Genomic DNA, 25,682 nt, shown 5'->3' on the forward strand with positions numbered 1-25,682 from the left:
GTCCTAGGGATGCAGGTTCAATGAATCGGGTCGGGCTATTTCTGGATCTTGCTGAACAGCCGGAAGAAATTGTCGGTGGACGCCTGCGCCACCTCGGCCGCCGTGATGCCGCGCAGGTCCGCGATCTTCTCGGCCACGTGGATCACCTTGGACGGATCGTTCAGCTTGCCCCGGTACGGCACGGGCGCAAGGTAGGGCGAATCGGTTTCGATCAGCAGCCGGTCCAGCGGCACCTTGGCCGCCACTTCGTGCACGACCTGCGCGTTCTTGAAGGTCACGATGCCGGACAGCGAGATGTAGAAGTTCTGCTCCAGCGCGGCCTGGGCGATTTCCCAGGTTTCGGTGAAACAGTGCATCACGCCGCCCACCTCGGCCGCTTTCTCTTCGCGCAACATGCGCACGGTGTCCTCGGCGGACGACCGCGTGTGCAGGATGAGCGGCAGGCCGGCATCGCGCGCGGCGCGGATGTGGCGGCGGAAACGCTCGCGCTGCCAGTCCAGCGGCTCGGACAGCCGATAGTAGTCGAGCCCCGTCTCGCCGATGGCCACGACCTTCGGGTGTTCGGCCAGGCGCACCAGTTCTTCGGGCGTCGGGTCCGGCGTGTCTTCGTAGTCGGGATGCACACCGACCGAGGCCCAGAGCCGCGGCTGCGGTTCCACCAGCGCCATCAGGCCGGGCCATTCCGGCATGTTGACGCTGACGACCAGCGCGTGGGTGACCTGGTTGGCGGTCATGCGGTCGAGAATGGCCGGCAGATCGTTCGCCAGCTCGGGAAAGTTCAGGTGACAGTGTGAATCGACGTACATGGTGAGTCTGGTGTGGGGAGCCGTGGCGCTCCGCCCCGATGCCGGGCAAAGCGCCGCCGGATCAAGGGCTTACGCCTGGCAGGATAGCACCACGCGCTGCAGGGTGGCGTGGGCGAAGAGCTTGGCGTTCAAGGGGTGGGTGGCCAGCGCGCGCTGGCGGGTCAGCCAGCGCGCCGCCTCCGCCACGCGGGCGGGGTGCATGCGGGACGCCACCTGCGCCACGCCCGCCGACAGCGACGGAAAGTAGCGCACCGGGGCGCCAGCGCTGGCCAGCATCAGGTCGGTGTACAGCCGTTGCAGGGCATCGATCCATTCGGGCGCGGCCACTTTTTCCAGGGCTTCGGCCAGCGTGCCCACATCGGGGGCCTGCCCCTTGGCCAGCGGGTTGACCAGTTGGACCAGCCAGGCCGGACAGGGGGATTCCCCGGACTGCGCCAGGCGCAGCGCCGCCAGCGGCGCGCCGCCCGCGGCTGCCAGCCATTCGCGCGCCGGCTCCACGTTCTGGTCCCGCAGCCACTGCAGCGCCGTGTCGGCGTCCGGGGCGGGCAGCGGCAGGCGGCGGCAGCGCGACACCAGCGTGGGCAGCAGCCGGTCCGGCGCATCGGCCACCAGCAGGAACACGGTATGGGGCGGCGGCTCCTCCAGCACCTTGAGCAAGGCGTTGGACGACACGACGTTCAAGGCATGGGCCGGATACAGCAGCGCCACGCGCCAGCCGCCCCGGTGCGTCGCGGTGTTGAACCAGGACTCCAGCGAGCGGATCTGGTCGATGCGGATTTCCTTGGAGGGCGCGCGCTTGGCGGCGCCCGTCGCCGGCTCGGCGTCTTCCTGCTGTTCAGCCGCGTCCGCGCCCTCTTCCACGGCCACCGCCTCGGGGCGGATGCGCCGCAGATCGGGATGGTTGCCGCTGGCGAACCAGGCGCACGCCGCGCAGTGGCCGCAGGCGAGCCCGTTTTCAGGCGCCTCGCACAGCAGGCTCGCCGCCGCGGCGACGGCGAAATCCAGCTTGCCGATGCCGGCCAGCCCATGCACCAGCCAGGCATGGGCGAAGCGGTCGCGGTTGCCCAGCCACGCGCGTGCCGTGTCCAGTTGCCAGGGCAGGAACTGGGGCGCGCTCATGCCGCGACGGCCAGCAGCTCGCGCAGGCCGGCTTCGAGGTCGGTGCGGATCTGGGCGATGGAGCGGGTGGAGTCCACCACGCGGATGCGGTCCGGGTCGGCCTTTGCGCGGGCATGATAGGCCTCGCGGGTGCGCTCGAAGAACGCCGCGCCCTCGCGCTCGAAGCGGTCGGGCTCGCGGGCATCGGCCAGCCGCGCCCGGGCGACTTCCAGGGGCACATCAAAAAGCCAGGTGCGGTCCGGGCGGCCCGCCTGCATCCAGTTTTCCAGGACCGCCACGCGCTCGGCCCCGAGGCCGCGGCCGCCGCCCTGGTAGGCGTAGCTCGCATCGGTGTAGCGGTCGCAGACGACCCAGGCGCCACGCGCCAGCGCCGGCTCGATCACCTGGCGGGCGTGCTCGCAGCGGGCGGCAAACATCAGCAAGGTCTCGGTGTCCAGCCCCATCGGATCGTTCAGGACCAGCGTGCGCAGCTTTTCGCCCAGCGGCGTGCCGCCGGGCTCGCGGGTGGACACCACCTCCAGTCCCTGTCCGCGCAGGAAATCGGCGATCCAGGCGGTGTGCGTGCTCTTGCCCGCGCCGTCCACGCCCTCCAGCGTGATGAAGCGTCCGCGTGAGGTCATTGATCTTGTCCTTGTGCTGATTCAGGGGCGGGATCTGCCGCCTCGGCCGGTGCCCCGGCGGGCGCGGGGGCCGGAGCGGGGGTCGACGCCGGCGTGGGCGTCGAGCGCTGGCCGAGGATGTAGCGGGCAACGTTGCGGTTGTGCTCGGACAGGTTGGCCGAGAATTCGCTGGTGCCGTTGCCCCGGGAGACGAAATACAGGAATTTGTGCTGTTCGGGCTGCACGGCCGCCAGCAAGGCCGCCCGGCCCGGCGCCGCGATGGGCGTGGGCGGCAGACCGGGACGCGTGTACGTATTCCAGGGCGTGTCGGTCTGCAGGTCGCGCTTGCGGATGCGGCCCTGGTAGGCCTCGCCCATGCCGTAGATCACGGTGGGATCGGTTTGCAGCAGCATGCCGATCTTGAGCCGGTTGGTGAACACGCCCGACACGCGGCGGCGCTCCGGACCGTGGCCGGTTTCCTTTTCGATAATGGACGCCAGCACCAGCGCCTCGTAGGGCGTGGACACGGCCACGCCGTCCTGGCGCTTATCCCAGGTGTCGTTCAGGATGCGCTGGCCTTCCTGGTAGGCGCGGCGCAGCAGGTCGAAATCGGTGCTGCCGGGCGTGAACACGTAGGTATCCGGGAAGAACAGGCCTTCCGGATGCTTGATGTCCGATCCCAGGCGCGCCAGCAGTTCTTCATCGCTGACCCCGTCCAGCGTCTGCTTGACGTCGGGATTCTCGCGCAGCGCCTGGCGGATCTGGCGGTAGGTCCAGCCTTCCAGGAACGTGATCTGCCGCTGGGTCATGTCGCCGCGCGCCAGGCGCTCGAGCAGCAGCCAGGGCGTGTCGCCATTGATGGCCTGGTAGCCGCCCGCCTTGATCAGCTTGTCGCGTTCGGACAGCCGGGCCATCCACACGAAGCCGGGCTCCCACACCGGCACGCCGGCCGCATTGAGCGCGCGCGCGACGGTGCGAGGACTGCTGCCGGGGTCCACCACGAAGTCGATCTTGTCGGACGCCAGCGTGAGCGGACGGTGCATCCAGGTATAGGCGGCGCCCACCGCGCCGCCCACGGCCAGGACGACGAGAAGCAGGAACCACAGGACGAAATTTCGGAGTCGCATCTTCATAAGTGTCGGAAGTTTAATGGATCGCGGGGCCAAGCCGGGCCACAACGGGGGCCGGATCGCGCGACCCGCCCCTTTACGCGTCGGGGGCATGGCCGGGCCAGCCGGAGAACGCGGCTATCATCAGCACTTTGATGACGCGATAACCCCCGCCGACATGCACGCCTTTTATTCTTCGATTCCTGTCCGCGCCGAAGGTTGCGCGCAATGCGCGCCGCTGCCGGACCTGGCGGTCTTCAGCGCCGCGGGCGCCGATGCGCTCTCCTTCCTGCACGGCCAGTTCACGCAGGACGTCACGGGCCTGCCCGCGGACGCCGCCCGCCTGGCCGGCTACTGCACCGCCAAGGGCCGCCTGCTTGCCACGATGGTGATGTGGCGCGGCACGGACGCCGCGGACGACGCCCCGCAGTTCTACGGCATGGTCCGCCAGGACCTGTCCCAGGCCCTGCTCAAGCGCCTGTCCATGTTCGTGCTGCGCGCCAAGGTCAAGCTGGCGCCCGCGCCGCTGCAGGTAGCCGGCGTGCAGGCCACGCCGGAACAGGCCGCCGCGCTGGAAGCCGTGGCAGGCGCCCTGCCCCGCGCCACCTGGCAGCGCGCGGATCTGCCGTCCGGCACCTGGATCGTCGCGCCGTCGGCCGACGACCGCCTGCGCTGGTGGTGGATCGCCTCCGACGCGCAGCTGGAACAGTCCGCCGCGCTGGTCCCGGCCCTGGGGCTGGCGTCCGCCGCGTCCTGGCAGGCGGCCGAACTGGCCGCCGGCATACCCTGGATCGCGGCCGCCACGCAGGATGTCTTCATTCCCCAAACGGTCAACCTGGACCTGATCCAGGGCGTCAGCTTCACCAAGGGCTGTTATCCGGGGCAGGAAGTCGTCGCGCGCAGCCACTACCGCGGCACGGTCAAGCGGCGCATGGCCTTCGGCACGGTCGCCGACGCCACCCTGCAGGGACCGGCGCTGACGGGCGTGGATGTGTTCGACGCGGCGCAGCCCGGCGAGGCCATCGGCCGCGTCGTACAGGCCGCGAGCGACCAGGGCGTGGTGTCGGTGCTGTTCGAAACCACCCTGGCCGCGCTGCCCGACGGCGACCTGCGCCTGGCCAGCGTGGACGGCCCGCGCATCGCCACGGCGCCGCTGCCGTACTCGATCCAGCCCTGACCCGGCTGGGCCTGCACGCCCGGCATCAGACCGCGTGCAGGCCGTGCGGTGTCAGACCGCCACCCCGAACAGCGCCCCCACGCCCGCCGTCACGGCCATCGCCGCGGCGCCCAGCACGGTGACGCGCAGCGCGGCCGGCGCGATGGGCGCGCCCCCGGCCTTCGCGGCCATGGCGCCCAGCGATGCCAGGCAACAGACGGACGCGCCGATGACCCAGCCGATGAGATGCGGTCCGGGCGAGACGACCGCCACGGCCAGCGGCACGGCGGCGCCCGCCGCGAACGACGCCGCGGAGGCCAGTGCCGCCTGAACCGGCTGCGCGCGGTTGTGCAGGGAAATGCCCAGCTCGTCGCGGGCATGCGCGTCCAGCGCGTCATGGCTGGTGAGCTGGCGCGCCACCTGCTCGGCCAGTTCGCGCGTCAGTCCCCGCGACACATAGATATCGACCAGTTCGGCGAGTTCTTCGCCGGAATTGCGACGCAGCGAACGCTGCTCCAGCCGCAGGTCGGCGGCCTCGGTATCGGCCTGGCTGCGCACCGAGACATATTCGCCCGCCGCCATCGACAGTGCGCCGGCCACCAGGCCGGCCAGTCCCGAGGTGAGAATGGCCCCGTGCGTAGCCTGGGCCGCCGCGACGCCGGTGATGAGGCTGGCCGTCGAAACGATGCCGTCGTTCGCGCCCAGGACCGCAGCGCGCAGCCAGTTGCTGCGAAAAATCCGATGATGTTCTTTTGCTGGCATTGCCGGAAAACCCATGCGACGCGCGACAGGCGCACGGCGCGCCGGGCACAGGACCCGGACGCGCCGCGCGCGAAGTTCATCGCGGCGTCACGCGCACCGCGGTGAGCAAGCCTATCACGCACAGCGTGGCTTGTTCACCGTCGTAGGCATGCATCTCCACCTGGCAGACCGAAAGACGCTTGCCGGGCTTGACCACGCGCCCCGTGGCAAGGAACCGGTCGCCCTTGGCGGGGGCCAGGAAGTTCATCTTGAACTCCGAGGTCAGCACGTCCTCGCCCGGCCCGAACAGCGTGAACGCGGCATAGCCGCCGGCGCTGTCGGCAATGGTGGTGGAAATGCCCGCGTGCAAAAAGCCGTTCTGCTGGCAGAGGTCGGCCCGGTAAGGCAGGACGATGTCCACCCTGCCCGGCTCGACCGCGTCCAGCCGGGCGCCCAGCAGCGCCATGATGCTTTGCTGGCCGAAACTGGCCTGGACCCGCGCGGCCGGATCCACGGATGTCTGCAGGTCGGGCACGTCAGTCCTGCTCGCGCTTGACCAGGTTGACGATGCTGGAAAAATCCAGCTTGCCGGAACCGCCCGCGCTGTGCAGCGAATACAGGTTGCGCGCCAGTTCGCCCAGCGGGATCGACGCGCGCGCCGACAGCGCGGCCTCGGCGGCCAGGCCCAGGTCCTTGAGCATCAGGTCCACGCCGAAACCGCCCGCGTAGCCCTTGGAGGCCGGCGCGTGTTCCATGACACCCGGCCAGGGGTTGTAGAGCTCGGTCGCCCAGTTGCGGCCCGAGCTCTTGGCGATGATGTCCGACAGCACCTTGGGATCCAGTCCGTTGGCCACGCCCAGCGCCAGCGCCTCGGACGTGCCGGCCATCAGGATGCCGAGCAGCATGTTGTTGCAGATCTTGGCCACCTGGCCGGCGCCCGCCGGGCCCGCGTGGAAGATGTTCTTGCCCATCTTCTCCAGCACGGGACGGGCGCGCTCCAACGACGCTGCGGCACCCCCCACGATGAAGGTCAGCGTACCCGCGGCCGCGCCGCCCGTGCCGCCCGAGACCGGGGCGTCGATCATGGCGATGCCGCGCACCTCGGCGGCCTGGGCCACCTTGCGCGCCGAGTCCGGCGCGATGGTGCTGCATTCGATCACCAGCGCGCTGGACGCGATCTTGCCCAGCAGATCCTGGTCCAGGTACAGGCCCTCGACGTGCTTGCTGGCCGGCAGCATCGAGATCACGACCTCGGCGCCTTCCACCGCCTCGGACGCCGAGGCCGCCGCGGTGGCGCCGGCGTCGGTCAGCAGCTTGATGGCCGCCGGAACCAGGTCGAAGACCTTCAGGCTGTGGCCGGCCTTGACCAGATTCAATGCCATGGGCGCGCCCATGTTGCCCAAACCGATAAACGCGATGCTGCTCATGATGTCTTGTCTCCTGTTGCTATTGCTGTAGGTATGGATTCATCGTGATCTGCGTGGCGCCGGGGCCGGCCGAGGGACCGGCCGAGGGATCAGCGCCCTTCCTGTCCCAGGTCGGCAAGCGGATGCGGCTCGCCCTGGGGCCAGGGTTCCTCAAAGAATTTCTGCACCCAGGCGTCGGTAGCCATGTCGATCACGGCCGGATTCCAGCGCGGGTTCTTGTCCTTGTCGACCAGCAGCGCGCGGATGCCCTCGGCAAAATCGCCATGCGCGGTGCAGGCCAGCGCGGCGATGTACTCGACGCGGAACACATCGTCCAGCGAACGCAGCCGCGTGCGCTGCTGCAGCGCAAAGGCCAGCCGCACCGATCCCGGCGAGCCCGCGAGCATGGTCTTGGCCGCGCGCGACAGCCACGGGTCTTCGTGGTCCTTGAGGAACGACAGCTCCTCGTAGATGTCGTCCAGGCGGTTGCCGTTGCACAGATTGTTGATCACGAACGAGTGCTGGCGCAGCGGCCCGGCTTCGAGCGGCGTGGGCGGCTCCAGCGCGGCCAGCGCGCGGCGCAGCAACCCGTCGTTGATGGACCGCGGCGGGATGGCGTCTTCGGCCGCGCCGCTGGCCTGTCCGGCCCACGGCTGCTCTTGCAGCGAGGACAGCAACGCCGGCCAGTCCGCGCTGTTCAGGCGGAAATCGGCAAGGCCGGCGAAGAACGCATCGGACGTGTTCAATTGCGCGCCGGTGAGCGCCAGGAACACGCCGCTGCGGCCCGGCATGCGATTGAGCAGCCAGCTTCCGCCCACGTCCGGGAAGAGCCCGATCGACACCTCGGGCATGGCCAGGCGCGAGGTCTCGCTGACGACGCGATGGCTGGCGCCCATCATCAGGCCGATGCCGCCGCCCATGACGATGCCGTGGCCCCAGCACAGCACGGGCTTGGGATAGGTGTGGATGCGGTAATCCAGCCGGTATTCATGCTCGAAGAAGCGGCGCGCGTAGGTGTTGCTCCAGCTCGGCTTGCCCGCGTTCTCGGTCATGCTGCGGTACAGGCCGTGCAGATCGCCGCCCGCGCAGAACGCCTTGTCGCCCGCCCCTTGCAGCACGACGAGCGCAACACCGGGATCGCGAGCCCATGCGTCCAGACGGTCCGCCAGGAGATCGACCATCTCCAGCGACAGGCCGTTGAGCGTCTGCGGCGCGTTCAGCGTCGCAATGCCGAAACGCATTCCATTGGCGGCGGATCTTTCTTCGAACAACACCGGTGCATTCATCTTATGTCGGCTCCTTTTTCCAACAATTGGCGGGCAATGATCACGCGCATGATCTCGTTGGTGCCCTCCAGAATCTGATGAACGCGAGTATCGCGCACCAGACGCTCCAAGGGATAGTCTTTAAGGTAACCATAGCCGCCATGGATCTGTTGCGCGTCCAGGCAGATCTGAAAGCCCATGTCGGTGGCGAAACGCTTGGCCATCGCGCAATACGTGGACGCGTCGGGCGCGCCGGCGTCCAGCTTGCAGGCGGCCAGCCGCACCATCTGGCGCGAGGCCACGAGATGCGTGGCCATGTCCGCCAGCTTGAATTGCAGGGCCTGGAACTCCGCCAACCGGCGATTGAACTGGCGGCGCTCGTCCATGTAGCGGCGGGCGGCGTCCAGCGCGCCTTGCGCGGCGCCGACCGAGCAGGTGCCGATATTGATGCGGCCGCCGTCCAGGCCCTTCATGGCGATCTTGAAGCCCTCGCCCTCCTGGCCCAACATGTTGGCGGCCGGCACGCGCACATTCTCGAAGGTGATCGGACGCGTGGACTGGCTGTTCCAGCCCATCTTCTCTTCCTTGCGGCCGTAGCCGATGCCCTCGCTGTCCGCTGGAATGGCGAACGCGCTGATGCCGCCGGCGCCTTCGCCTCCGGTGCGCGCCATCACCACCAGCAGGTCGGTGTCGCCGCCGCCGGAAATGAAGGCCTTCGCGCCATTGATGACGTAGTCGTCACCGTCGCGTTGCGCACGCGTGGACAACGATGCCGCGTCGGAGCCCGCGCCGGGTTCGGTCAGGCAGTAGGAAGCCAGCTTTTCGCCGCTGGCCAGCAAGGGTCCCCAGGCTTCGCGCAGCGCCGGCTGGCCCCACTTGCCGACCATCCAGGTCGCCATGTTGTGGATGGTCAGGAACGCCGTGGTGGACGGGTCCACCGCTGCCATTTCCTCGAACACCAGCGTGGCGTCCAGGCGCGGCAGGCCCAGGCCGCCGATGTCCTCGCTGGCGTAGATGGCGCAAAAGCCCATCTCGCCCGCCCGGGCGAAGGCCTCGCGCGGAAAAATGCCCTCGGCGTCCCAGCGCGCGGCGTGGGGGGCCAGTTCGCCCTCGGCGTAATCACGCGCGGCCTGCGCGAACGCGCGCTGCTCGTCGGTCAGTTCCAAGTCCACGGCCTGTCTCCTGTTGTAGTCAGTATTGTCGGGTGGCGTTGCTGCCGTCTCGTGAACGCCAGCCGGTCGATTTTGACATGACGTTGACGTAAACGTAAGCGGGAAACTGGCTTTATGTTACGCCCGAAGCGGTTGGGCGCTTTGTCGTATTTATGACAATGTGAAGGGGCTATCCGAGGGGCCGGGGCGATGGGCGATCAGGATGGGCGCTCAGGATGCAACGCCTACAACAGCCCGGCCGGGCGCACCCGCCCGTTCTTGGCCGTCTTGGCCCGGCGGTGCTCGGCGCGTCGGCGGCGGGACTCCTTGGGGTCGAAGGTCAGCCCGCGGTAGATTTCCACGCGATCGCCATCGGCCAGACGCGCCGCCGGTTCGGTGGCGCGGCCGAAGATGCCCACGCCCCGCTCCCAAGGCTTGACGACCGGAAACGCCTGCGCAAACCCGCTGGCCGCCAGCGCGTCCTGGACGGTCGCGCCCTCGGGCAGGCGCACGTCGCGCTGCCACGCGTGGCCGGGCAAGGCGTAGCAGACGATGACGCCGATCTGCCCCGCCGCGGACGGCTCATTCGCCATACTTGGCCTGCGCGCGCTTGGTGAACGAATCGATGAAGCTGGTGGCGATGCGGTTGAAGACCGGGCCCACCACCATCTCGAGCGGACGGTTCGAGAACGCGTACTCCATGGTGAAGAGGACCTTGCAGGCGTCTTCGGCCAGCGGCTGGAACACCCAATGCCCGACCAGGCTGGAGAAAGGACCATCCACCAGCTCCAGGTCGATCCGCTCGGGATAGACGTGGGTATTGCGGGTGGTGAAGCGCTGCTTCATCCCTGCGAAGGAAATCAGGACGGAGGCCTGCATGCCGTGTTCGTCGCGGGTCTGCACCTCGGCGCCGCCACACCACGGCATGAACTCGGGGTACTTCTCCACGTCGGCAACCAGGTCGAACATCTGGGCGGCGCTGTAAGGCACCAGGACGGATCGTTGTACTTTGTGCATCGACTATCGCAAATGGCTAGAATGGCAAGATTTTACCGGCACAGTGCGTTGTGGGCCTAACGCCGCCCCAGAACGACCCCTGCAAGAAGGCTTTATGAGCATTATCGACAATCGCAAGGCCACGCACGACTATTTCATCGAAGACCGATACGAGGCCGGCCTCGTCCTGCAAGGCTGGGAAGTGAAGGCGATCCGCGATGGCCGCGTGCAGCTCAAGGAAAGCTACGTCATCGTGCGCGATGGCGAGCTGTACCTGCTTGGCATGCACGTCAGCCCGCTTCCCACGGCGTCCACGCATATCCATCCCGATGCCATGCGCACCCGCAAGCTGCTGCTCAAGGCCGAGGAAATCAGCAAGCTCATCGGCAAGGTCGAGCAGCGCGGCTACACGCTGGTGCCGCTGAACCTGCATTACAAGAACGGGCGCATCAAGCTTGACTTCGCACTGGGCCGCGGCAAGAAGCTGTTCGACAAGCGCGACACGGCGCGCGAGAAGGACTGGGCGCGCGAAAAGGAACGCATCATGAAGCACGACACCCGCGCGCCGCGCCGGGGCAAGGACGACTGATTCAGGCCGCCGCCGGCAGCAGCGGCCGCTCGGCCTCCTGCCCGGCCCCAACGACGCGGTTGCGCCCCGCCGACTTGGCGGCGTAGAGCTTGCGGTCGGCGCGCTCGAAAAGCACCTGCAGATTCTCGCCGGGTATCCAGTCCTCGACCCCGGCGCTGAAGGTGTACGAAATCGTGCTGCCACCATGGGCGCAGGGTGTGCGCCGCACCGAATCGAGCAGGCGCTCCGCCACTTCCAGCACCGCATCGCTGCGCATGTCGGCAAACAGCACGGCGAACTCCTCGCCGCCCACCCTGCCCACATGATCGCCAGTGCGCAGCGTGGCGGTCGCCAGCAGCCCGAAATGGCGCAGCACCGCGTCGCCAGCCGCATGGCCATGCGTATCGTTGATGCGCTTGAAATGGTCGATGTCCAGCAGCAGCAGGGTCAGCGGACGGCGCATGCGCAGCGCCTGCGCGCAATAGCGCTCGGCCTGCAGCCACCATGCCTTGCGCGACATCAGGCCGGTCAGGAAATCGGTGTTGGCCTCCTGTTCCCGGTCAGCCAGCATGCGGTCATGGATGATCATGATGGTGCCCAGCGTCAGGCAAGGCATGATGAGCACACCCAGCGTCAGGAAGGCCACGCCCCACACGGTGGGCTCCAGGAAGGCTGAAACCGTGTCGAACCCGCTCAGGTACACCAGGGCGCGAATCGCGCAGAGCACGGCGGAGATCAGCGTCACCACCCACACGAACCGGTAGCTGTAGCGCGACCGGTGCGTGGGCATGTTGCGCTGGATGACGACGGCCACGGCCAGCATGAACCCCATCTGCAGCAGCGACATGGCCACGATGCGCGGACCGACCTGCCAATCCACATAGGTGTAGACCGCCACCACCGACAGCGCCGCAAGGCAGCCCAGCGTCATGAGGTGCCGCGGCACGGCCAGCCCCAGCAGCCGGCGCACGCCCGCGTAGTACGCGCACAGCGCCAGCGCGATGGCCGCGTTGGGCACCAGGATCGACGCCCACAGCGGGGCCTGGGTGTTCTGCAGCGCAAAACCGGAAAACGCCACCAGCGTCAGCAGGTTGGCGCGTATGGTCTCGCGGATGCCCGCCATGCCGCTGCGCGCCAGGGACCCCAGGACGCAAAGGGAAAGTACCCCCGCCAGCGCTGCTATCAGAAGCAAATTAACGGGAGCGATCATGGGGCGGGCGCCGCGGGGCGCAGTATCAGCTGTTGCGCGTGGACTTCACGATGGTCATGGCGGAGGCGATCATGCCCCCCACGTCGGACAGATTGGCGGGCAGGATCAGCGTATTGCCTTCCTTGGCCACGTTGCCGAAGGCCTCGACGTAACGCTCGGCGACCTTCAGGTTGACGGCCTCCATGCCGCCCGGCTGGCGGACCGCGTCGGCCACCTGCGTGATGGCCTTGGCGGTGGCTTCGGCAATCGCCAGCACCGCCGCGGCCTCGCCCTGCGCCTGGTTGATCTGCGCCTGCTTCTCGCCCTCGGAGCGCGCGATGGCGGCCTCGCGCTCGCCGGTGGCGATATTGATCTGTTCCTGGCGGCGCCCTTCGGACGCGGCGATCAGCGCGCGCTTCTCGCGTTCGGCGGTGATCTGCGCCTGCATCGACCGCAGGATCTCGTTGGGCGGCGTCAGGTCCTTGATTTCATAGCGCAGCACCTTCACGCCCCAGTTCAGCGCCGCCTCGTCCAGCGACGAAACGATGTTGCTGTTGATGGAATCGCGCTCTTCGAACGTGCGGTCCAGTTCCATCTTGCCGATGACCGAGCGCAGGGTGGTCTGGGCAAGCTGGGTGATGGCCGAGATGTAGTTGGACGACCCGTACGACGCGCGCATCGGATCGGTGACCTGGAAGTACAGCACGCCGTCGACCTGGAGCTGCGTGTTGTCGCGCGTGATGCAGACCTGGCTGGGCACGTCCAGCGGGATTTCCTTGAGCGAATGCTTGTAGGCCACGCGCTCGATGAACGGAATCACGAAGCCGGCGCCTGGCGACAGGACTCGGTCGAACTTGCCCAGGCGCTCGACCACCCAGGCATGCTGCTGCGGCACGATGGCGATCGCCTTGATGACGATCAGGATCGCCAGCGCGACGATGACGAGCAGCACGATAGTGGAAGTATCGATCATGATGGAAAGCCTCTTTTCGGGTAAATGCGCTGGCCTGTCCTGCCGCGCGGGCCAGGGTTCAGCGGTGGCCCGCGGCGCGCGCGGGCCGGTCTGCTATGCCGACCCGGCGCTCTTGGGAGTGAGCACCAGGGTCGAACCGCGCAATTCTGTGATGATGTGTTCGCCACCCTGGGGCGCGTGCCCCTCGGCCAGCTCGGCCTGCCAGTGCGCACCCCGGTACCAGATGCGCGTGGTGCGGTTGTCGGACCAGGCCTCGACCATGACGGTCTGGCCGATATCCAGGTTGACGTCGGCATTGCGGGCGGAATCGACTTCGCGCTTTTTCAGCACGCGGGTCTTGCGCAACACCAGCAGCCCCAGCAGCAGCACCACGCCGCAGGCCACCAGCTCCCATTGCAGGCCCGCGTTCAGCCAGGCGGCAATGCCGCCCGCCGCCAATCCCAGCGCGACCAGCAGCAAGTAGAAGGTTCCCGTCGCCAGTTCCCCGATGAGGGCGAGCGCGGCCAATCCCAGCCAGATCCACATAGTCTCAAGATCGCCTGTAAGGATGATTATCTGAGCGGATTGTACGTATTTCCGGGACGGAGCGGGAGGACGCCGCGCGCCCTCGGAAACCATGGCGCTGGATTATGATGTGCGCTGGCGCGCCAGGTCCCGGGACCCGGCGCGCCGCCCACATCCACGAACACGCTTTTATGACCGCCGCAACGCCTTCTGCTCTTCCCGTCCTGATCCTGCACACCGGCGATCCGGACGACACGCTAAAAAGCCAGTTCGGCGGCTATGCCGAACAAATCATGCAGGCCGCCGGCCTGGAGGCCAGCGCCGTCGACATCGTCGCCGTCTACGCGGGCCAGCGCCCGCAGGCGCCCGCCTGCTACCGCGCCGCGCTGATCACCGGATCGCCGGCCATGGTTTCCGACAAGGAGCCCTGGAGCGAAGACACGGCAGCCTGGCTGCGCGAGGCGGTGGCCGCGGACCTGCCCATATTCGGGGTCTGCTATGGCCACCAGTTGCTGGCGCACGCGCTGGGCGGCAAGGTCGGCTACAACCCGGCCGGGCGCGAAGTCGGCACCCAGACTGTCGAACTGATGCCCACCGCGGCGGGCGATCCGCTCATGGCCGGCGTCCCTGCCACCTTCCCCGCCCAGATGCTGCATGCCCAGACCGTGCTGCAGCCGCCGCAAGGCGCGGCCGTGCTGGCGCGATCCGACCTGGACGAGCACCAGATGATCCGCATCGGCCGCAACGTCTTCTCGACCCAGTTCCATCCCGAGTTCGGACCGGATTTCATCCGGGCGCACCTCGAACGCTATGGCCGCCGCTACGCCGCCGAGAACCTCGACGTGCCCGGGCTGACCGCCAACGTGCGCGCCACGCCCGTGGCCGGCGACCTGCTGCGGCGCTTCCTGGAGACCTACGCGCCCGGCGCCTGACGCCCCGACATCCCGCGCAGGACGCCCCCCCCGGGGAACATCGGGGCAGCGCCGCCGGGACGGTCGCAACAAGCGGAGTGCGGCGGCCGGCCACCCTTGAGACGATAGCGCCAAGCGTACCCAATCACGCGCAATGCCAGGAGTCCCCGATGAGCCCCGCCGCCGCCCCCTTGAACAAACAGCACGCTGCCGCCGTGGAACGCGCCTGCCGCGCCCTGGAAGCCGAGCAGCCGCCCGATCTGTCGACGCTGGCCGAACAGGCCGGCATGAGCCGCTTTCATTTCCACCGCGTCTTCAAGGCCGCCACCGGCATCACCCCCAAGGCCTACGCGAACGCCCTGCGCGCCAGCCGCGCGCGCCAGCGCCTGGAAGACAGCGCCAGCGTCACCGACGCCATGTATGACGCCGGCTTCAATTCCAGCGGGCGCTTCTATGAGGCCGCCCCCGCCATCCTGGGCATGACGCCCACCGCCTTTCGCAAAAATGGCGAAGGCGTGGACATCCGGTTCGCGGTTGCGCAGTGTTCGCTCGGCGCCCTGCTGGTCGCGGCCAGCACCACCGGCATCTGCGAGATCGCGCTGGACGAGGACCCGGACCGGCTGGTGAGAAACCTGCAGGACCGCTTCAAGGCCGCCCGCCTCATCGGCGCCGATCCCCGTTTCGAACGCTGGGTCGCCGACGTAGTGGGCTTCGTCGAAGACCCCTCGCGCGGACTGGACCTGCCGCTGGACGTGCGCGGCACGGCGTTCCAGCGCAAGGTCTGGGAGGCCCTGCGCGAGATCCCGCTGGGCGCCACCGCGACCTACGCGCAGGTGGCCGAACGGATCGGCGCGCCCGGCGCCGTGCGCGCCGTGGCCCGCGCCTGCGCGACCAACCACATCGCCCTGGCGATCCCCTGCCACCGGGTGGTCCGCACCGATGGCGGTCTGGCCGGGTATCGATGGGGCATCGACCGCAAGCGCGAACTCATCGCCCGCGAGGCGCTCGCCGCCTGACATGCGTGCGGACCAGGCCGGGCCGCCGCGGCATCCCGCCGCCCCGCACAGCCGAAAAAAAGCCCCGCATCCCAATAGGATGCGGGGCTTTCTATTTCAGGCGGCCGATCAGTGCTTGGCCAGGCGCTGCCAGGTGTCGACAACGGTATCCGGATTCAGCGACATCGACAGGATGCCTTCATCCTTGAGCCATTGCGCGAAGTCCGGGTGGTCGCTGGGGCCCTGGCCGCAGATCCCCACGTACTTCTTGGCGGCCAGGCAGGCCTTGATCGCACGGCGCAGCATGAACTTGACGGCCTCGTCGCGCTCGTCGAAGTCGGCGGCCAGCAGTTCCATGCCCGAATCGCGGTCCAGGCCCAGGGTGAGCTGGGTCATGTCGTTGGAACCGATCGAGAAGCCGTCGAAGTACTGCAGGAACTCGTCGGCCAGGATGGCGTTGGACGGGACTTCGCACATCATGATCAGCTTCAGGCCGTTTTCGCCGCGCGCCAGGCCGTGCTTGGCAAGCAGGTTCACGACCTTTTCGGCCTGGCCCAGCGTGCGGACGAACGGCACCATGATCTCGACGTTGGTCAGGCCCATTTCATCGCGCACCTTCTTGAGGGCTTCGCATTCCATGCGGAAGCACTCGGCGAAGTCCTCGGCGATGTAGCGCGACGCGCCGCGGAAGCCCAGCATGGGGTTCTCTTCCTCGGGCTCGTAGCGCGAGCCGCCGACCAGCTTGCGGTATTCGTTGGACTTGAAGTCCGACATGCGCACGATGACCGGCTTCGGATAGAACGCGGCCGCGATGGTGGCGACGCCTTCGGCCATCTTCTCGACGAAGAAGGCGCGCGGGCTGGCGTGGCCGCGGGCGGCCGATTCCACGGCCTTCTTCAGCTCGCCGTCCACGTTCGGGTAGTCCAGGACCGCCTTCGGGTGGATGCCGATGTTGTTGTTGATGATGAATTCCAGGCGCGCCAGGCCGACGCCGCCGTTGGGGATCTGGGCAAAGTCGAACGCCAGTTGCGGGTTGCCCACGTTCATCATGATCTTCAGATCGATGGCGGGCATTTCGCCGCGGCGCACTTCCTCGACTTCGGTTTCGATCAGGCCGTCATAGATGCGGCCTTCGTCGCCCTCGGCGCACGACACGGTGACAGCCTGGCCTTCCTTCAGCAGGTCGGTCGCGTTGCCGCAACCCACGACAGCCGGAATGCCCAGTTCGCGCGCGATGATCGCCGCGTGGCAGGTGCGGCCGCCGCGGTTCGTCACGATGGCCGACGCGCGCTTCATCACGGGCTCCCAGTTGGGGTCCGTCATGTCGGTGACCAGCACGTCGCCCGGCTGGACCTTGTCCATGTCGGAGATGTCGCCCACCACGCGCACGGGACCCGAACCGATCTTCTGGCCGATCGCGCGGCCGGTGATCAGGACCTGGCCGGTGGCCTTCAGGCGATAGCGCTGCTGCACGTCGTTGGCGCCCTGCTGCGACTTCACCGTTTCGGGACGCGCCTGCAGGATGTAGATCTTGCCGTCGACGCCGTCGCGGCCCCACTCGATGTCCATCGGGCGGCCGTAGTGCTTTTCGATGATGACGGCGTAGCGGGCCAGTTCGTTGACTTCGTCGTCGGTCAGCGAGTAGCGGTTGCGCTCGGACACCGGCACGTCCACCGTGCGCACGGCACGGCCTTCGGGACGCTCGGGATCGAATTCCATCTTGATCAGCTTGGAGCCGATGCGGCGGCCGACGATGGGATAGTGGCCCTGGGCCAGCGTGGGCTTGAAGACGTAGAACTCGTCGGGGTTGACGGCGCCCTGCACGACGGTTTCGCCCAGGCCATAGGACGACGTGATGAAGACCACGTCCTGGAAGCCCGATTCGGTGTCGATGGTGAACATGACGCCGGCGCTGCCCTTGTCGGAACGCACCATGCGCTGGATGCCCGCCGACAGGGCGACATCGGCGTGGGCGTAGCCCTTGTGCACGCGATAGGAGATGGCGCGGTCGTTGTACAGCGACGCGAACACGTGGCGGATCTTGTCCAGCACGTCGTCGATGCCCACGACGTTCAGGAAGGTTTCCTGCTGGCCGGCGAACGAGGCGTCGGGCAGGTCTTCGGCGGTGGCGGACGAGCGCACGGCGAACGAGCCCTTGCCGTCGGCATCGAGCTTGGCGAAGGCGTCGCGGATCTGCTTTTCGAATTCCGGCGAGAACGGCGCTTCGACGATCCATTGGCGGATCTGCGAGCCGGCGGCAGCCAGTTCGCGCACGTCTTCGGGGTTCAGCGTGGTGAGGCGTTCAGCGATCCGCTTGTCCAGGCCCGAGGCCTTCAGGAAATCGCGGAAGGCATCTGCGGTCGTGGCGAAGCCGCCCGGCACGCGGACGCCCGCGCCGGACAGCTGGCTGATCATTTCGCCAAGTGATGCGTTCTTGCCTCCTACCGAGTCCACGTCCGTCATGCGGAGCTGCTCGAACAAAACAACATACGACATTGAAGTCACCTTTTACAATGGAATGAAAGCGAGTTTGGTCAATGCATGAAAAGCGCTGTCTTGGCTGCCGCAGGAAGACTGTTTCCGGGCCTGCGCAGGCACGCTTTCAGACGCTGACCAAACTGGCCTTGGACCGCCCTTGGGGTGACTTATAGGGGCCTGATTGTACTCGGTGGAGTACGTCCGGCCATCCGCCTGGTTGGAATTTTTTACACATGACATCTACCCCTATCGTACGCACGGTATACATCGTTTCCGACAGTACCGGCATCACCGCGGAAACGTTCAGCCAGTCAGTACTTTCGCAGTTCGAGGAGGTCAATTTCAAGCCTATCCGCCTGCCTTTCGTGGACACCCTCGAAAAGGCCGCGGAAGTCGCCATGCGGATCGACCGCAGCGCCCTGGACGCGGGGGTTCCTCCCATTGTCTTCAGCACCCTGGTCAATCCTGAAATCCTGGCCCGCGTTCGCCAGGCGAACGGCGTATTCCTGGATCTTTTCGGCACCTTCGTCAGCCATATCGAGCAGGCGCTGGGCTTGAAATCCAGCCATTCCATCGGCCGCTCGCACATGCAGGCCAACTCCGAAAAATACCGGAACCGGATCGACGCCATCAACTTCAGCCTGGCGCACGACGACGGCCAGTTCGTGAACCAGCTCGACCAGGCCGACGTGATCCTCGTTGGCGTCTCCCGTTGCGGCAAGACGCCCACCAGCCTGTACCTGGCCATGCAATACGCCATCAAGGCGGCCAACTTCCCGCTGACGCCCGACGATTTCGAGCGCGGCACCCTGCCCTCCACCATCGCGCCGCACCGCGGCAAGCTGTTCGGCCTGTCCATCCAGCCCGAACGCCTGGCCGAAGTGCGCAACGAGCGCCGCCCCAACAGCCGCTACGCGCAACTGGAGCAATGCCGCTACGAAGTGGCCGAAGCCGAGCGCATGATGCGCCGGGAAGGCATTTCGTGGCTGTCCAGCACCACCAAGTCGATCGAGGAGATCGCAACCACGGTGCTGCAGGAAGTCGGGCTGGATCGGGGCTGAAAACGACCAGGGCGCGCCCTGGCCTGGCATGCAGGAAATCAGGGGCACAGCATCCGCGCGTTTGCGCAGATCCGCGCCCCAGGCGGAACCCGTTACAGGCCGGGAACCCGTTCGGGCGATGCCGCGCCCCAATAGCGCAAGCGCAGCATCTCGGCTTCGGCGCGCTCGGGCGGATCGACCAATTCCATCGACAGGTTGCCGACCGCGCCCGTGCTGCCCAGCGACTCGGCCGTGACGCGCACATAGCGCGTCTGGCCCGCGTCGAGCCTGAAGCTCACGCCCTCGCCCGTCCAGTACAGGTTGGTCACGACATAGCTGCCGGCCGGCCGATCCACGAAGAAGAAGCTGCCCGGCTTGTTGCGGCCCACCACATCCTGGTTGACGCGCAGTTTCTGCTGGGCGGCCGCCACCGGCGTGGTTTGCTGCTGGTAGAAGTAAATGCGTCCGTTGCCTTGCGCAATCGGCGGAATGCGGCCCTGCAGCGATTGATACTGCGGGCCGGCGCAGCCTGCCAGCGCAACGGCGGTCGCGGCAACCGCCGCCAGTTTCATCAGCCAAGCCTTCATTGACGCATCTCCACAGGCAGCGTGACGGGGCGATTCAAGGGCAAGTAAGCCGATTCGCCCGGCAAGTAAAAGCCGACGAGCTTTCCGGACGACGCCACGACATAGGCTTCGGACTGGCGCCGCGTCTGGATGGTGAACAGCCCGCTGAGCGAGCGATAGGCGTCGCCCTGGGGCAAGGCGCCAACCCGTTGCCATTGCGACCCCGCGGACAGGGTGACAAGGCTGTCATTGGACAATTGGGCGCTGACCATGCGCGACAACTGGATCACGCTTACCGGGTCTGCCGCCGCAACGGGGACCAACGCGACGCGTTGCGTCGGCACGGACATGCACGCTCCCAAGAGCAGCGCGCCCGCACCGGTCATGGCCGCGAGTTTTCCCACACGGACCGCACCCGCCATTTTCTGCACCAACGATGACGCCATGGATACCTCGGCTGGAAATAAGGTGCGTAAGTATATGGGTGCGTCAGAAATCTACAAAACGTGACGGCGCATCAATAGCGCAGCGGCTCGCGCTCCCGCCGTCCGGCGCCCCAGTACCGCAGGTCCGCCAGGGCCTGCTGGGCAGCCTCGGCCGACCCTTCCAACTGCAGAACCTGTTTGCCGCCCTCGATGTCCACCCTGACGTACTGCGTCTGGCCCGCCGCGAGCGGAACGGTGATCGGCGCCTTTTGCTCCTTGCGGTCCGTCGCGGTTGTGACCTCAAGGGTGCCGGCCGACCGGTCCACGAAGAAGAAGTGGCCCATCTTGGATTTGCCGACCCGCGTGCCGTCCACCAGGATCGCGGGGTGCTGGGTCTTGCCGCCGTTGGCGGTCTTGGGCTGGTAGAAGTAGATGCGCCCTTCGCCCGGCTGCAGCGCGGAAATCCGCGCCGACACATCGGCATAACGCGGGCCCGCGCAGCCTGCCAGCAGCGTCGCGGCGCCCAGCGCGGCAATACTCAGTTTGATCCAATTCTTCACGCGTCGCCTCCCAGGTCGAAATGCGCGTGACGCCCGCCTCCACGGCGGCGTCCTGCGCGGACGCGGCAGTATAAGGCGGGTCTGCGGCCCTCAATAGGCGGAAAAGCGGGGAATCCTGAACCAGATCAACCGGCGCGCGGGGCGCTGGCCTGCCTGCGCTGCTCGAACAGGCAGATCGCCGCCGCCGCGCCGACGTTCAGCGACTCCACCGCGCCGGCGTCATGCGGGATGCGGACCTTCAGGGTCGCGGCCGCGAGCAGCGCCGGGGCCACCCCCTGGCCTTCGTGGCCGAACACCCATGCGCACCGCTCGGGAAGCCTGCCCTCGTAGAGGTCACGCGCCCCGTCCAGGGCGGTGGCAACCAGAGGAACGCGCAACCGGGGCAGCAAGGCCTCCAGGTCCACATGCTCGTGGATGGCAAGGGCGAAATGGGCGCCCTGGCCGCTGCGCAGCACCTTCGGGGACCAGGCGGCGGCGGTACCAGTCGCCAGGAACACCCGTTTCACCCCCGCCGCGGCGCACGTGCGCAAGAGCGTGCCCACATTGCCGGGGTCCTGGATGCGGTCAAAAAGCACGCAGGTTTCGTCGACCTGGTCTGGCGGCGCCGGCACAGGCGGCGTCACCACGAAGGCGACGCCCTGCCCGCTTTCCACCGCGGCAAGCGCGTGCATCAGCCGGGCATCCAGCGCCAGGCTGATGCGGTCGGAAACGCCCGCGGCGAGGGCCGCGATGTCGGGGTGGGACAGGCGTTCGACATCGAAGATCGCCTGATCGGGCTCGCCATGGTGCTGCAGCCATGCCTGGCACAGGTGCACGCCGTCCAGCAGCACCGGGGCGCCGCGCTTGCCCGCCGTGCCGGCCAGCTTGGCCAGCGCCTTGACCGCGGGGTTGTCGCGGGAACTGATGTGCTTCATGAGACCAGGCCGAATGCCTTGATGGGCGCAAAGCTGCGCCGGTGTTCGGCGCAAGGGCCGTGTTCGCGCAGCCGTTGCAGGTGCAGCGGCGTGCCGTAGCCCTTGTGCTGATCGAACGCATACTGGGGATACAGCGCATGCAGGCGCAGCAGGTCCGCGTCGCGCGCCGTCTTGGCGAGGATGGACGCGGCCGAGATCGCCGGCACGAGCGCATCGCCCTTGATGACCGTCTGCACAGTGCAGCGCAGCTTGGGCGCCTGGTTGCCGTCCACCAGGGCCAATTGCGGCGCGGTGGCCAGGCCCTGCACGGCGCGCTGCATCGCCAGCAGCGTGGCGCGCAGGATGTTCAGGCTGTCGATCTCCGCGACGGTGGCGCTGGCGATGCACCAGGCCAGCGCCCGCTCCCTGATCTGCTCGGCGAGCGCCTCGCGCCGCAGCGCGGTCAGCGCCTTGGAGTCCGCGAGCCCATCGATGTGCCGCGACGGATCCAGAATGACGGCCGCCGCATAAACCTGGCCGGCGAGCGGACCGCGGCCCGCCTCGTCCACGCCCGCCGTCAGCAAGGCGGGCTGCTCGGGCGCCACGAACAGATCAGGCTGCTCCATCGGCCACCTCCAGGATCGCCTGCGCGGCCAGCGCCGGCGTGTCTCGCAACAGGTCCTGATGCATGGCGGTGAACCGGGACTCCACGCGCGCGATCAGCGCGTCGTCGGTCAATGCCTGCCAGGTCGCTTCGGCCAGTTTATCGGGCGTGGCATCGTCCTGCAAAAGCTCCGGCACGACGAAGTCGCGCAGCAGCACATTGGGCAGCCCCACCCACGGCAGATAGGGGCGCTGCTGACCCGATTTCCAGGACATGATGCGCCGCATCCAGGGCGACAGCACGTACGAAATCACCATGGGACGCTTGAACAGCGCCGTCTCCAGCGTGGCGGTGCCGCTGGCCACGAGCACCGCCGTGGCGGCCTCCATCACGGACCAGGCCACCGGCGCCTTGCGGTCGCCGCCTTCGCCGTGCAGATCGTGGGCAGTGACGCAGCGCAGCCCGGGCACCGGGTACTGAGCCAGGATCTCCAGGAATTCCGCCCGCCGCTGGTCGTTGACCATGGGGACGATGCATTGCAGCGCGGGATCTTTCTTCAGCAATTGCTGCGCGGCCTGCAGGAAACGCGGCGCCAGGAGGCGGATCTCCGACGAGCGGCTGCCGGGCAGGATCGCCAGCACGCGCGCGCCCTGGTCGATGCCCAGGCGTTCCCGGGCCGCGGCACGGTCGGGCTGCATCGGCACCGCGCCGGCCAGCGGATGGCCCACGTAGGTGACAGGGATGCCTTCCTTGCGGTAAATCTCTTCCTCGAACGGAAACAGCACCAGCATGTGCGAGACCGATTCGCGGATTTTGTGGATGCGCTCGTAGCGCCAGGCCCAGATCGAGGGGCCGACGAAATGCACCGTCGGCGTGCCGGCCTGCCGCAGCTGGTGTTCCAGCCGCAGGTTGAAGTCGGGCGCGTCGATGCCGACGAATACGGAGGGGGGCTGGGCGAGCCAGCGACGCTTGACGTCGCGATACGTGGCCAACAGGCTGGGCAGGCGCTTGAGCGCGTCCACGTACCCGAACACCGTCAGCGCATGCATCGGATGCCAGGCTTCGAAGTCGTGGGCCTGCATCTGGGGCCCGCCGATGCCCTCGCAATGGACGCTGCCGTCGCGCGCTTGCAGACCGGCAATGATGCGCCCGGCCAGCAGGTCGCCCGAAGGCTCGCCGGCCACCATGCCGATCCGCGGGCTCATGGGCGGATGATGCCGCGGGACGCGACGTCCAGGAAATCCAGCAGGGTCTGCAGATGCTCGGCGGCTTCGGGGACGGCCTGCTGCCGTTCGCGCAATTCGGCGCGCGCCTCGTCCAGGGGCAGGCCCCGGCGGTAGATGATCTTGTAGGCTTCGCGCAGGGCCGAGATGGCGGCCGGCGTAAAGCCGCGGCGCTTCAGGCCTTCGACGTTGATCCCCACTGGACGGCAGGGGTTGCCCGCGGCCAGCACGAACGGCGGCGTGTCCTGCATGAGCGAACTGTTGCCGCCCGTCATGGTGTGCGCGCCGACCCGGGAAAATTGATGCACGCCGGTCAGGCCGCCGATGATGGCCCAGTCGCCCACATGGACGTGGCCGCCCAGTTGGACCGAGTTCGCCAGGATCGTATGGCTGCCGATGTGGCAATCGTGTGCGACGTGGACATAGGCCATGATCCAGTTGTCGTCGCCCAGCGTGGTCTCGCCGCCATCTTGCGTCGTGCCGGTATTCAGCGTGACGAATTCGCGAACCGTGTTGCGGTCGCCGATCGTCAGGCGGGTGGCTTCGCCCGCGTACTTCTTGTCCTGCGGCATGCCCCCGATGGAGCAATACCGGTAGAAGCGGTTGTCGCGACCGATGGTGGTCACGCCGTCGACCATGCAGTAAGGACCGATCTCGGTACCCGCACCGATGGTCACATCGGGCCCCACCACTGCGAACGGGCCGATGACCGCGGTCGGGTCGATTTTTGCCGCCGGATCGACGACAGCGGTGGGATGGATGTTTCCTGCCATTTACTCTTCCAGGCTGCGAATCGCGCACATCAGCTTGGCCGACGCCACTTCCTGGCCGTCGACCGTCGCGCGTGCTTGATACTTACAGATGCTGCGGCTCAGGCGCTCGGCTTCGACCTCGATGCGCAGTTGATCGCCCGGGACGACGGGGCGGCGGAAGCGCGCGCCGTCGATGCCGACCAGATAATAGGCCGTCTTGGAACCTTCGCACTTGAGCCCGCCGTTTTCATCCGTGAAGGAAAACAGCGCCGAAGCCTGCGCCATGGCTTCAACGATGAGCACGCCCGGCATCACCGGATGGTGAGGAAAGTGACCGGTGAAGAACGGCTCGTTGATCGAGACGTTCTTGATGGCGACGATGGACTTGCCAGGCACCATTTCAACAACACGGTCAATCAGCAGCATCGGGTAGCGATGCGGCAGCCTCTCCATGATCCCCTTGATGTCGAGTTCCATTTTTCTATGCGTTCCTGCGAAATTAAATAATGTGGCGGCGCGCGCGCGCCAGGGCGGCGACAGCGCCCTAGTCCTTTTCCAGCGTGCGCACGCGGCGGCGCAATTGCGCCAACTGTTGTATCACGGCGGCATTGCGCTGCCAGTCGCCGTGCTCCGCATACGGGAAGACCCCGGTATAGCGGCCCGGCTTGGAAATATTGGACGTCACTGCCGTGCCGCCCGAAATGTGTACGTCATCGCCCAGGACCAGGTGGCCCGAGAGCATCGCGGCGCCGCCGATGGTGCAGCGTTCGCCGATGGTGGTTGAACCCGCCACGCCCACGCACGCCGCCATTGCGGTATGCGCGCCGATGCGACAGTTGTGGCCGACCATGATCTGGTTGTCCAGCTTGACGCCGTCCGCCAGCACGGTGTCTTCGAGCGCGCCGCGGTCGACGGTGGTGTTGGCGCCGATCTCGACGTCGTCGCCCAGCGACACGCCGCCGAACTGCGGGATCTTGCCCCAGGCGCCGTTGCCCAGCGAGGGATCGGGCGCGAACCCGAAGCCGTCGGCGCCCAGCACCGCACCGCTGTGCAGAATGACCCGCGCGCCGATCTTCACGCCTTCATAGAGCGTGACGTTGGCATGCAGGCGCCCGTCAGGCCCGATGGACGACCCCGCGCCGATGACGCAACCGGGACCCAGCACCGTGCCGCGGCCGATGCGCGCACCGGACTCGACGACGCAATTGGGGCCGATGCGCACGCCCTCTTCGATGATCGCGTCGGGCGCGACCACGGCGGAGGCATGGGTTTCAGCGGGCATCGCGGGCCTGCGGGCAGTGTCGAACCACTGCGCAATGCGCGCGTAGAGCAGATAGGGATGCTTGCAGACGACCAGCGCGAAAGACGGCCGGTCGCTGCCCTGGGCTTCGAGGGCCTCGGCGACCTCGGGCGAGACGATGACCGCCCCGGCTCCGGTTGCGCCAAGCTGGCTTTGATAGCGGGGATTGGACAGGAACGAGAGTTCCTGGCGGCCGGCCGAAGCCAGGGTTCCGATGCCGCAGACCCGCATGGGGTCTGCGCCGGACACCTCACTGATGCGCCAGTCCATACCCTGGGTATTGGCGGCGCTCAACAGGGCTTCAAGCGTTGGCGCGCGGGCAAGATCCAGTAAAACCGGCATGGCTAGACGGG

The 25,682-nt window shown here is 67.5% G+C and carries 29 protein-coding genes; 5 read left to right on the forward strand and 24 right to left on the reverse strand.

What is annotated here, in order from left to right:
- Nucleotides 1-35: 35 nt before the first annotated feature.
- The 4 genes from BXA00_RS26090 to mltG all read right to left on the reverse strand — a co-directional run bounded on the left by BXA00_RS26090 (nucleotide 36) and on the right by mltG (nucleotide 3,651).
- Nucleotides 36-806, reverse strand: a complete 771-nt coding sequence (locus tag BXA00_RS26090; RefSeq protein ID WP_076521267.1) for a TatD family hydrolase — start codon at nucleotides 804-806, stop codon at nucleotides 36-38.
- 69 nt (nucleotides 807-875) lie between these two features.
- Nucleotides 876-1,925: a DNA polymerase III subunit delta' gene (holB, locus tag BXA00_RS26095; protein ID WP_076521268.1), complete on the reverse strand. Its 1,050-nt coding sequence runs from the start codon at nucleotides 1,923-1,925 to the stop codon at nucleotides 876-878.
- Nucleotides 1,922-2,545 (reverse strand): dTMP kinase, encoded by a 624-nt coding sequence (gene tmk / locus BXA00_RS26100; RefSeq protein ID WP_076521269.1) that lies wholly within the window; start codon nucleotides 2,543-2,545, stop codon nucleotides 1,922-1,924. Before tmk ends, holB begins: the two co-directional genes overlap by 4 nt.
- Nucleotides 2,542-3,651, reverse strand: a complete 1,110-nt coding sequence (gene mltG / locus BXA00_RS26105; protein WP_369825585.1) for an endolytic transglycosylase MltG — start codon at nucleotides 3,649-3,651, stop codon at nucleotides 2,542-2,544. Before mltG ends, tmk begins: the two co-directional genes overlap by 4 nt.
- Before the next feature lie 160 nt (nucleotides 3,652-3,811).
- Here mltG and BXA00_RS26110 point away from each other — a divergent pair, with 160 nt between their 5' ends.
- Nucleotides 3,812-4,810 carry a folate-binding protein YgfZ gene (locus BXA00_RS26110; protein ID WP_076521271.1) on the forward strand — a complete coding sequence of 333 codons (999 nt, stop codon included), beginning with the start codon at nucleotides 3,812-3,814 and terminating at the stop codon, nucleotides 4,808-4,810.
- A 51-nt stretch (nucleotides 4,811-4,861) separates the two neighbouring features.
- Here the strand turns inward: BXA00_RS26110 and BXA00_RS26115 are convergent, their stop codons facing one another.
- From BXA00_RS26115 to BXA00_RS26145, 7 genes are all read right to left on the reverse strand, one after another.
- On the reverse strand, nucleotides 4,862-5,551 hold the full coding sequence (locus BXA00_RS26115; protein ID WP_076522132.1) for a VIT family protein: 690 nt from the start codon (nucleotides 5,549-5,551) through the stop codon (nucleotides 4,862-4,864).
- A 76-nt stretch (nucleotides 5,552-5,627) separates the two neighbouring features.
- Nucleotides 5,628-6,065 carry a PaaI family thioesterase gene (locus BXA00_RS26120; protein ID WP_076521272.1) on the reverse strand — a complete coding sequence of 146 codons (438 nt, stop codon included), beginning with the start codon at nucleotides 6,063-6,065 and terminating at the stop codon, nucleotides 5,628-5,630.
- Between the two features lies 1 nt (nucleotide 6,066).
- Nucleotides 6,067-6,957, reverse strand: coding sequence for a 3-hydroxyisobutyrate dehydrogenase (gene mmsB / locus BXA00_RS26125; RefSeq protein WP_076521273.1), 891 nt, complete (start codon nucleotides 6,955-6,957; stop codon nucleotides 6,067-6,069).
- Between the two features lie 89 nt (nucleotides 6,958-7,046).
- The gene (locus BXA00_RS26130) at nucleotides 7,047-8,222 is read right to left on the reverse strand and encodes an enoyl-CoA hydratase/isomerase family protein (RefSeq protein ID WP_076521274.1); all 1,176 of its coding nucleotides are present in this window, start codon (nucleotides 8,220-8,222) and stop codon (nucleotides 7,047-7,049) included.
- Nucleotides 8,219-9,373, reverse strand: a complete 1,155-nt coding sequence (locus BXA00_RS26135) for an acyl-CoA dehydrogenase family protein (protein WP_076521275.1) — start codon at nucleotides 9,371-9,373, stop codon at nucleotides 8,219-8,221. The genes BXA00_RS26130 and BXA00_RS26135 overlap by 4 nt, the downstream gene beginning before the upstream one ends.
- Before the next feature lie 224 nt (nucleotides 9,374-9,597).
- Entirely contained in the window at nucleotides 9,598-9,945 is a 348-nt protein-coding gene (locus tag BXA00_RS26140; RefSeq protein WP_076521276.1) for an RnfH family protein, read from the reverse strand.
- On the reverse strand, nucleotides 9,935-10,369 hold the full coding sequence (locus BXA00_RS26145; protein WP_076521277.1) for a type II toxin-antitoxin system RatA family toxin: 435 nt from the start codon (nucleotides 10,367-10,369) through the stop codon (nucleotides 9,935-9,937). The genes BXA00_RS26140 and BXA00_RS26145 overlap by 11 nt, the downstream gene beginning before the upstream one ends.
- Nucleotides 10,370-10,463: 94 nt before the next feature.
- Between BXA00_RS26145 and smpB the strand changes: the two genes are divergently transcribed.
- Nucleotides 10,464-10,937: an SsrA-binding protein SmpB gene (gene smpB / locus BXA00_RS26150; RefSeq protein WP_076521278.1), complete on the forward strand. Its 474-nt coding sequence runs from the start codon at nucleotides 10,464-10,466 to the stop codon at nucleotides 10,935-10,937.
- A gap of 1 nt (nucleotide 10,938) precedes the next feature.
- On the opposite strand, the gene BXA00_RS26155 is transcribed toward smpB, so the two are convergent.
- The 3 genes from BXA00_RS26155 to BXA00_RS26165 form a co-directional block, all read right to left on the reverse strand.
- Nucleotides 10,939-12,126 (reverse strand): GGDEF domain-containing protein, encoded by a 1,188-nt coding sequence (locus BXA00_RS26155; protein WP_076521279.1) that lies wholly within the window; start codon nucleotides 12,124-12,126, stop codon nucleotides 10,939-10,941.
- Between the two features lie 25 nt (nucleotides 12,127-12,151).
- Complete coding sequence (locus BXA00_RS26160) at nucleotides 12,152-13,078, reverse strand: SPFH domain-containing protein (RefSeq protein ID WP_076521280.1); 927 nt, start codon at nucleotides 13,076-13,078, stop codon at nucleotides 12,152-12,154.
- A 93-nt stretch (nucleotides 13,079-13,171) separates the two neighbouring features.
- Nucleotides 13,172-13,603 (reverse strand): NfeD family protein, encoded by a 432-nt coding sequence (locus BXA00_RS26165; protein WP_076521281.1) that lies wholly within the window; start codon nucleotides 13,601-13,603, stop codon nucleotides 13,172-13,174.
- Between the two features lie 170 nt (nucleotides 13,604-13,773).
- Here BXA00_RS26165 and BXA00_RS26170 point away from each other — a divergent pair, with 170 nt between their 5' ends.
- On the forward strand, nucleotides 13,774-14,514 hold the full coding sequence (locus BXA00_RS26170; RefSeq protein ID WP_076521282.1) for a glutamine amidotransferase: 741 nt from the start codon (nucleotides 13,774-13,776) through the stop codon (nucleotides 14,512-14,514).
- 149 nt (nucleotides 14,515-14,663) lie between these two features.
- Complete coding sequence (locus tag BXA00_RS26175; protein WP_076521283.1) at nucleotides 14,664-15,509, forward strand: bifunctional transcriptional activator/DNA repair enzyme AdaA; 846 nt, start codon at nucleotides 14,664-14,666, stop codon at nucleotides 15,507-15,509.
- A 108-nt stretch (nucleotides 15,510-15,617) separates the two neighbouring features.
- On the opposite strand, the gene ppsA is transcribed toward BXA00_RS26175, so the two are convergent.
- Entirely contained in the window at nucleotides 15,618-17,984 is a 2,367-nt protein-coding gene (ppsA, locus tag BXA00_RS26180) for a phosphoenolpyruvate synthase (protein WP_076521284.1), read from the reverse strand.
- 215 nt (nucleotides 17,985-18,199) lie between these two features.
- On the opposite strand from ppsA, the gene BXA00_RS26185 reads away from it, so the two are divergent.
- Nucleotides 18,200-19,027 (forward strand): pyruvate, water dikinase regulatory protein, encoded by an 828-nt coding sequence (locus BXA00_RS26185; RefSeq protein ID WP_076521285.1) that lies wholly within the window; start codon nucleotides 18,200-18,202, stop codon nucleotides 19,025-19,027.
- 92 nt (nucleotides 19,028-19,119) lie between these two features.
- Here the strand turns inward: BXA00_RS26185 and BXA00_RS26190 are convergent, their stop codons facing one another.
- The 9 genes from BXA00_RS26190 to lpxD all read right to left on the reverse strand — a co-directional run bounded on the left by BXA00_RS26190 (nucleotide 19,120) and on the right by lpxD (nucleotide 25,671).
- A complete protein-coding gene (locus tag BXA00_RS26190; protein WP_076521286.1) occupies nucleotides 19,120-19,593 on the reverse strand; it encodes a DUF2846 domain-containing protein in 474 nt (157 codons plus the stop codon).
- A complete protein-coding gene (locus BXA00_RS26195) occupies nucleotides 19,590-20,018 on the reverse strand; it encodes a hypothetical protein (protein ID WP_076521287.1) in 429 nt (142 codons plus the stop codon). Before BXA00_RS26195 ends, BXA00_RS26190 begins: the two co-directional genes overlap by 4 nt.
- 71 nt (nucleotides 20,019-20,089) lie before the next feature.
- Nucleotides 20,090-20,557, reverse strand: coding sequence for a DUF2846 domain-containing protein (locus tag BXA00_RS26200; RefSeq protein ID WP_076521288.1), 468 nt, complete (start codon nucleotides 20,555-20,557; stop codon nucleotides 20,090-20,092).
- Nucleotides 20,558-20,682: 125 nt separating this feature from the next.
- On the reverse strand, nucleotides 20,683-21,471 hold the full coding sequence (locus BXA00_RS26205; RefSeq protein WP_076521289.1) for an RNA methyltransferase: 789 nt from the start codon (nucleotides 21,469-21,471) through the stop codon (nucleotides 20,683-20,685).
- Nucleotides 21,468-22,076, reverse strand: a complete 609-nt coding sequence (gene rnhB / locus BXA00_RS26210) for a ribonuclease HII (RefSeq protein ID WP_076521290.1) — start codon at nucleotides 22,074-22,076, stop codon at nucleotides 21,468-21,470. The genes BXA00_RS26205 and rnhB overlap by 4 nt, the downstream gene beginning before the upstream one ends.
- On the reverse strand, nucleotides 22,063-23,259 hold the full coding sequence (gene lpxB, locus BXA00_RS26215; protein ID WP_076521291.1) for a lipid-A-disaccharide synthase: 1,197 nt from the start codon (nucleotides 23,257-23,259) through the stop codon (nucleotides 22,063-22,065). Before lpxB ends, rnhB begins: the two co-directional genes overlap by 14 nt.
- A complete protein-coding gene (lpxA, locus tag BXA00_RS26220) occupies nucleotides 23,256-24,050 on the reverse strand; it encodes an acyl-ACP--UDP-N-acetylglucosamine O-acyltransferase (protein WP_076521292.1) in 795 nt (264 codons plus the stop codon). Before lpxA ends, lpxB begins: the two co-directional genes overlap by 4 nt.
- The gene (gene fabZ / locus BXA00_RS26225; RefSeq protein ID WP_076521293.1) at nucleotides 24,051-24,506 is read right to left on the reverse strand and encodes a 3-hydroxyacyl-ACP dehydratase FabZ; all 456 of its coding nucleotides are present in this window, start codon (nucleotides 24,504-24,506) and stop codon (nucleotides 24,051-24,053) included. It abuts the gene before it with no gap.
- Nucleotides 24,507-24,573: 67 nt separating this feature from the next.
- Nucleotides 24,574-25,671 carry a UDP-3-O-(3-hydroxymyristoyl)glucosamine N-acyltransferase gene (gene lpxD / locus BXA00_RS26230; RefSeq protein ID WP_076521294.1) on the reverse strand — a complete coding sequence of 366 codons (1,098 nt, stop codon included), beginning with the start codon at nucleotides 25,669-25,671 and terminating at the stop codon, nucleotides 24,574-24,576.
- Nucleotides 25,672-25,682 lie beyond the last annotated feature (11 nt).

This window comes from Achromobacter sp. MFA1 R4 (assembly GCF_900156745.1).
Taxonomy (GTDB): domain Bacteria; phylum Pseudomonadota; class Gammaproteobacteria; order Burkholderiales; family Burkholderiaceae_B; genus Achromobacter.

What these genes read in the sequence shown, in the direction of transcription:
- smpB (WP_076521278.1), top strand. Translation starts at nt 10,464, where the DNA reads ATGAGCATTATCGACAATCGCAAGGCCACGCACGACTATTTCATCGAA.
- BXA00_RS26175 (WP_076521283.1), top strand. Translation starts at nt 14,664, where the DNA reads ATGAGCCCCGCCGCCGCCCCCTTGAACAAACAGCACGCTGCCGCCGTG.
- holB (WP_076521268.1), bottom strand. Translation starts at nt 1,925, where the DNA reads ATGAGCGCGCCCCAGTTCCTGCCCTGGCAACTGGACACGGCACGCGCG.
- BXA00_RS26185 (WP_076521285.1), top strand. Translation starts at nt 18,200, where the DNA reads ATGACATCTACCCCTATCGTACGCACGGTATACATCGTTTCCGACAGT.
- mmsB (WP_076521273.1), bottom strand. Translation starts at nt 6,957, where the DNA reads ATGAGCAGCATCGCGTTTATCGGTTTGGGCAACATGGGCGCGCCCATG.
- BXA00_RS26110 (WP_076521271.1), top strand. Translation starts at nt 3,812, where the DNA reads ATGCACGCCTTTTATTCTTCGATTCCTGTCCGCGCCGAAGGTTGCGCG.
- BXA00_RS26130 (WP_076521274.1), bottom strand. Translation starts at nt 8,222, where the DNA reads ATGAATGCACCGGTGTTGTTCGAAGAAAGATCCGCCGCCAATGGAATG.
- lpxD (WP_076521294.1), bottom strand. Translation starts at nt 25,671, where the DNA reads ATGCCGGTTTTACTGGATCTTGCCCGCGCGCCAACGCTTGAAGCCCTG.
- fabZ (WP_076521293.1), bottom strand. Translation starts at nt 24,506, where the DNA reads ATGGAACTCGACATCAAGGGGATCATGGAGAGGCTGCCGCATCGCTAC.
- BXA00_RS26090 (WP_076521267.1), bottom strand. Translation starts at nt 806, where the DNA reads ATGTACGTCGATTCACACTGTCACCTGAACTTTCCCGAGCTGGCGAAC.
- BXA00_RS26195 (WP_076521287.1), bottom strand. Translation starts at nt 20,018, where the DNA reads ATGGCGTCATCGTTGGTGCAGAAAATGGCGGGTGCGGTCCGTGTGGGA.
- ppsA (WP_076521284.1), bottom strand. Translation starts at nt 17,984, where the DNA reads ATGTCGTATGTTGTTTTGTTCGAGCAGCTCCGCATGACGGACGTGGAC.
- rnhB (WP_076521290.1), bottom strand. Translation starts at nt 22,076, where the DNA reads ATGGAGCAGCCTGATCTGTTCGTGGCGCCCGAGCAGCCCGCCTTGCTG.
- BXA00_RS26190 (WP_076521286.1), bottom strand. Translation starts at nt 19,593, where the DNA reads ATGAAGGCTTGGCTGATGAAACTGGCGGCGGTTGCCGCGACCGCCGTT.
- BXA00_RS26115 (WP_076522132.1), bottom strand. Translation starts at nt 5,551, where the DNA reads ATGCCAGCAAAAGAACATCATCGGATTTTTCGCAGCAACTGGCTGCGC.
- lpxB (WP_076521291.1), bottom strand. Translation starts at nt 23,259, where the DNA reads ATGAGCCCGCGGATCGGCATGGTGGCCGGCGAGCCTTCGGGCGACCTG.
- BXA00_RS26205 (WP_076521289.1), bottom strand. Translation starts at nt 21,471, where the DNA reads ATGAAGCACATCAGTTCCCGCGACAACCCCGCGGTCAAGGCGCTGGCC.
- BXA00_RS26145 (WP_076521277.1), bottom strand. Translation starts at nt 10,369, where the DNA reads ATGCACAAAGTACAACGATCCGTCCTGGTGCCTTACAGCGCCGCCCAG.
- BXA00_RS26170 (WP_076521282.1), top strand. Translation starts at nt 13,774, where the DNA reads ATGACCGCCGCAACGCCTTCTGCTCTTCCCGTCCTGATCCTGCACACC.
- tmk (WP_076521269.1), bottom strand. Translation starts at nt 2,545, where the DNA reads ATGACCTCACGCGGACGCTTCATCACGCTGGAGGGCGTGGACGGCGCG.
- BXA00_RS26165 (WP_076521281.1), bottom strand. Translation starts at nt 13,603, where the DNA reads ATGTGGATCTGGCTGGGATTGGCCGCGCTCGCCCTCATCGGGGAACTG.
- BXA00_RS26140 (WP_076521276.1), bottom strand. Translation starts at nt 9,945, where the DNA reads ATGGCGAATGAGCCGTCCGCGGCGGGGCAGATCGGCGTCATCGTCTGC.
- BXA00_RS26155 (WP_076521279.1), bottom strand. Translation starts at nt 12,126, where the DNA reads ATGATCGCTCCCGTTAATTTGCTTCTGATAGCAGCGCTGGCGGGGGTA.
- mltG (WP_369825585.1), bottom strand. Translation starts at nt 3,651, where the DNA reads ATGCGACTCCGAAATTTCGTCCTGTGGTTCCTGCTTCTCGTCGTCCTG.
- lpxA (WP_076521292.1), bottom strand. Translation starts at nt 24,050, where the DNA reads ATGGCAGGAAACATCCATCCCACCGCTGTCGTCGATCCGGCGGCAAAA.
- BXA00_RS26160 (WP_076521280.1), bottom strand. Translation starts at nt 13,078, where the DNA reads ATGATCGATACTTCCACTATCGTGCTGCTCGTCATCGTCGCGCTGGCG.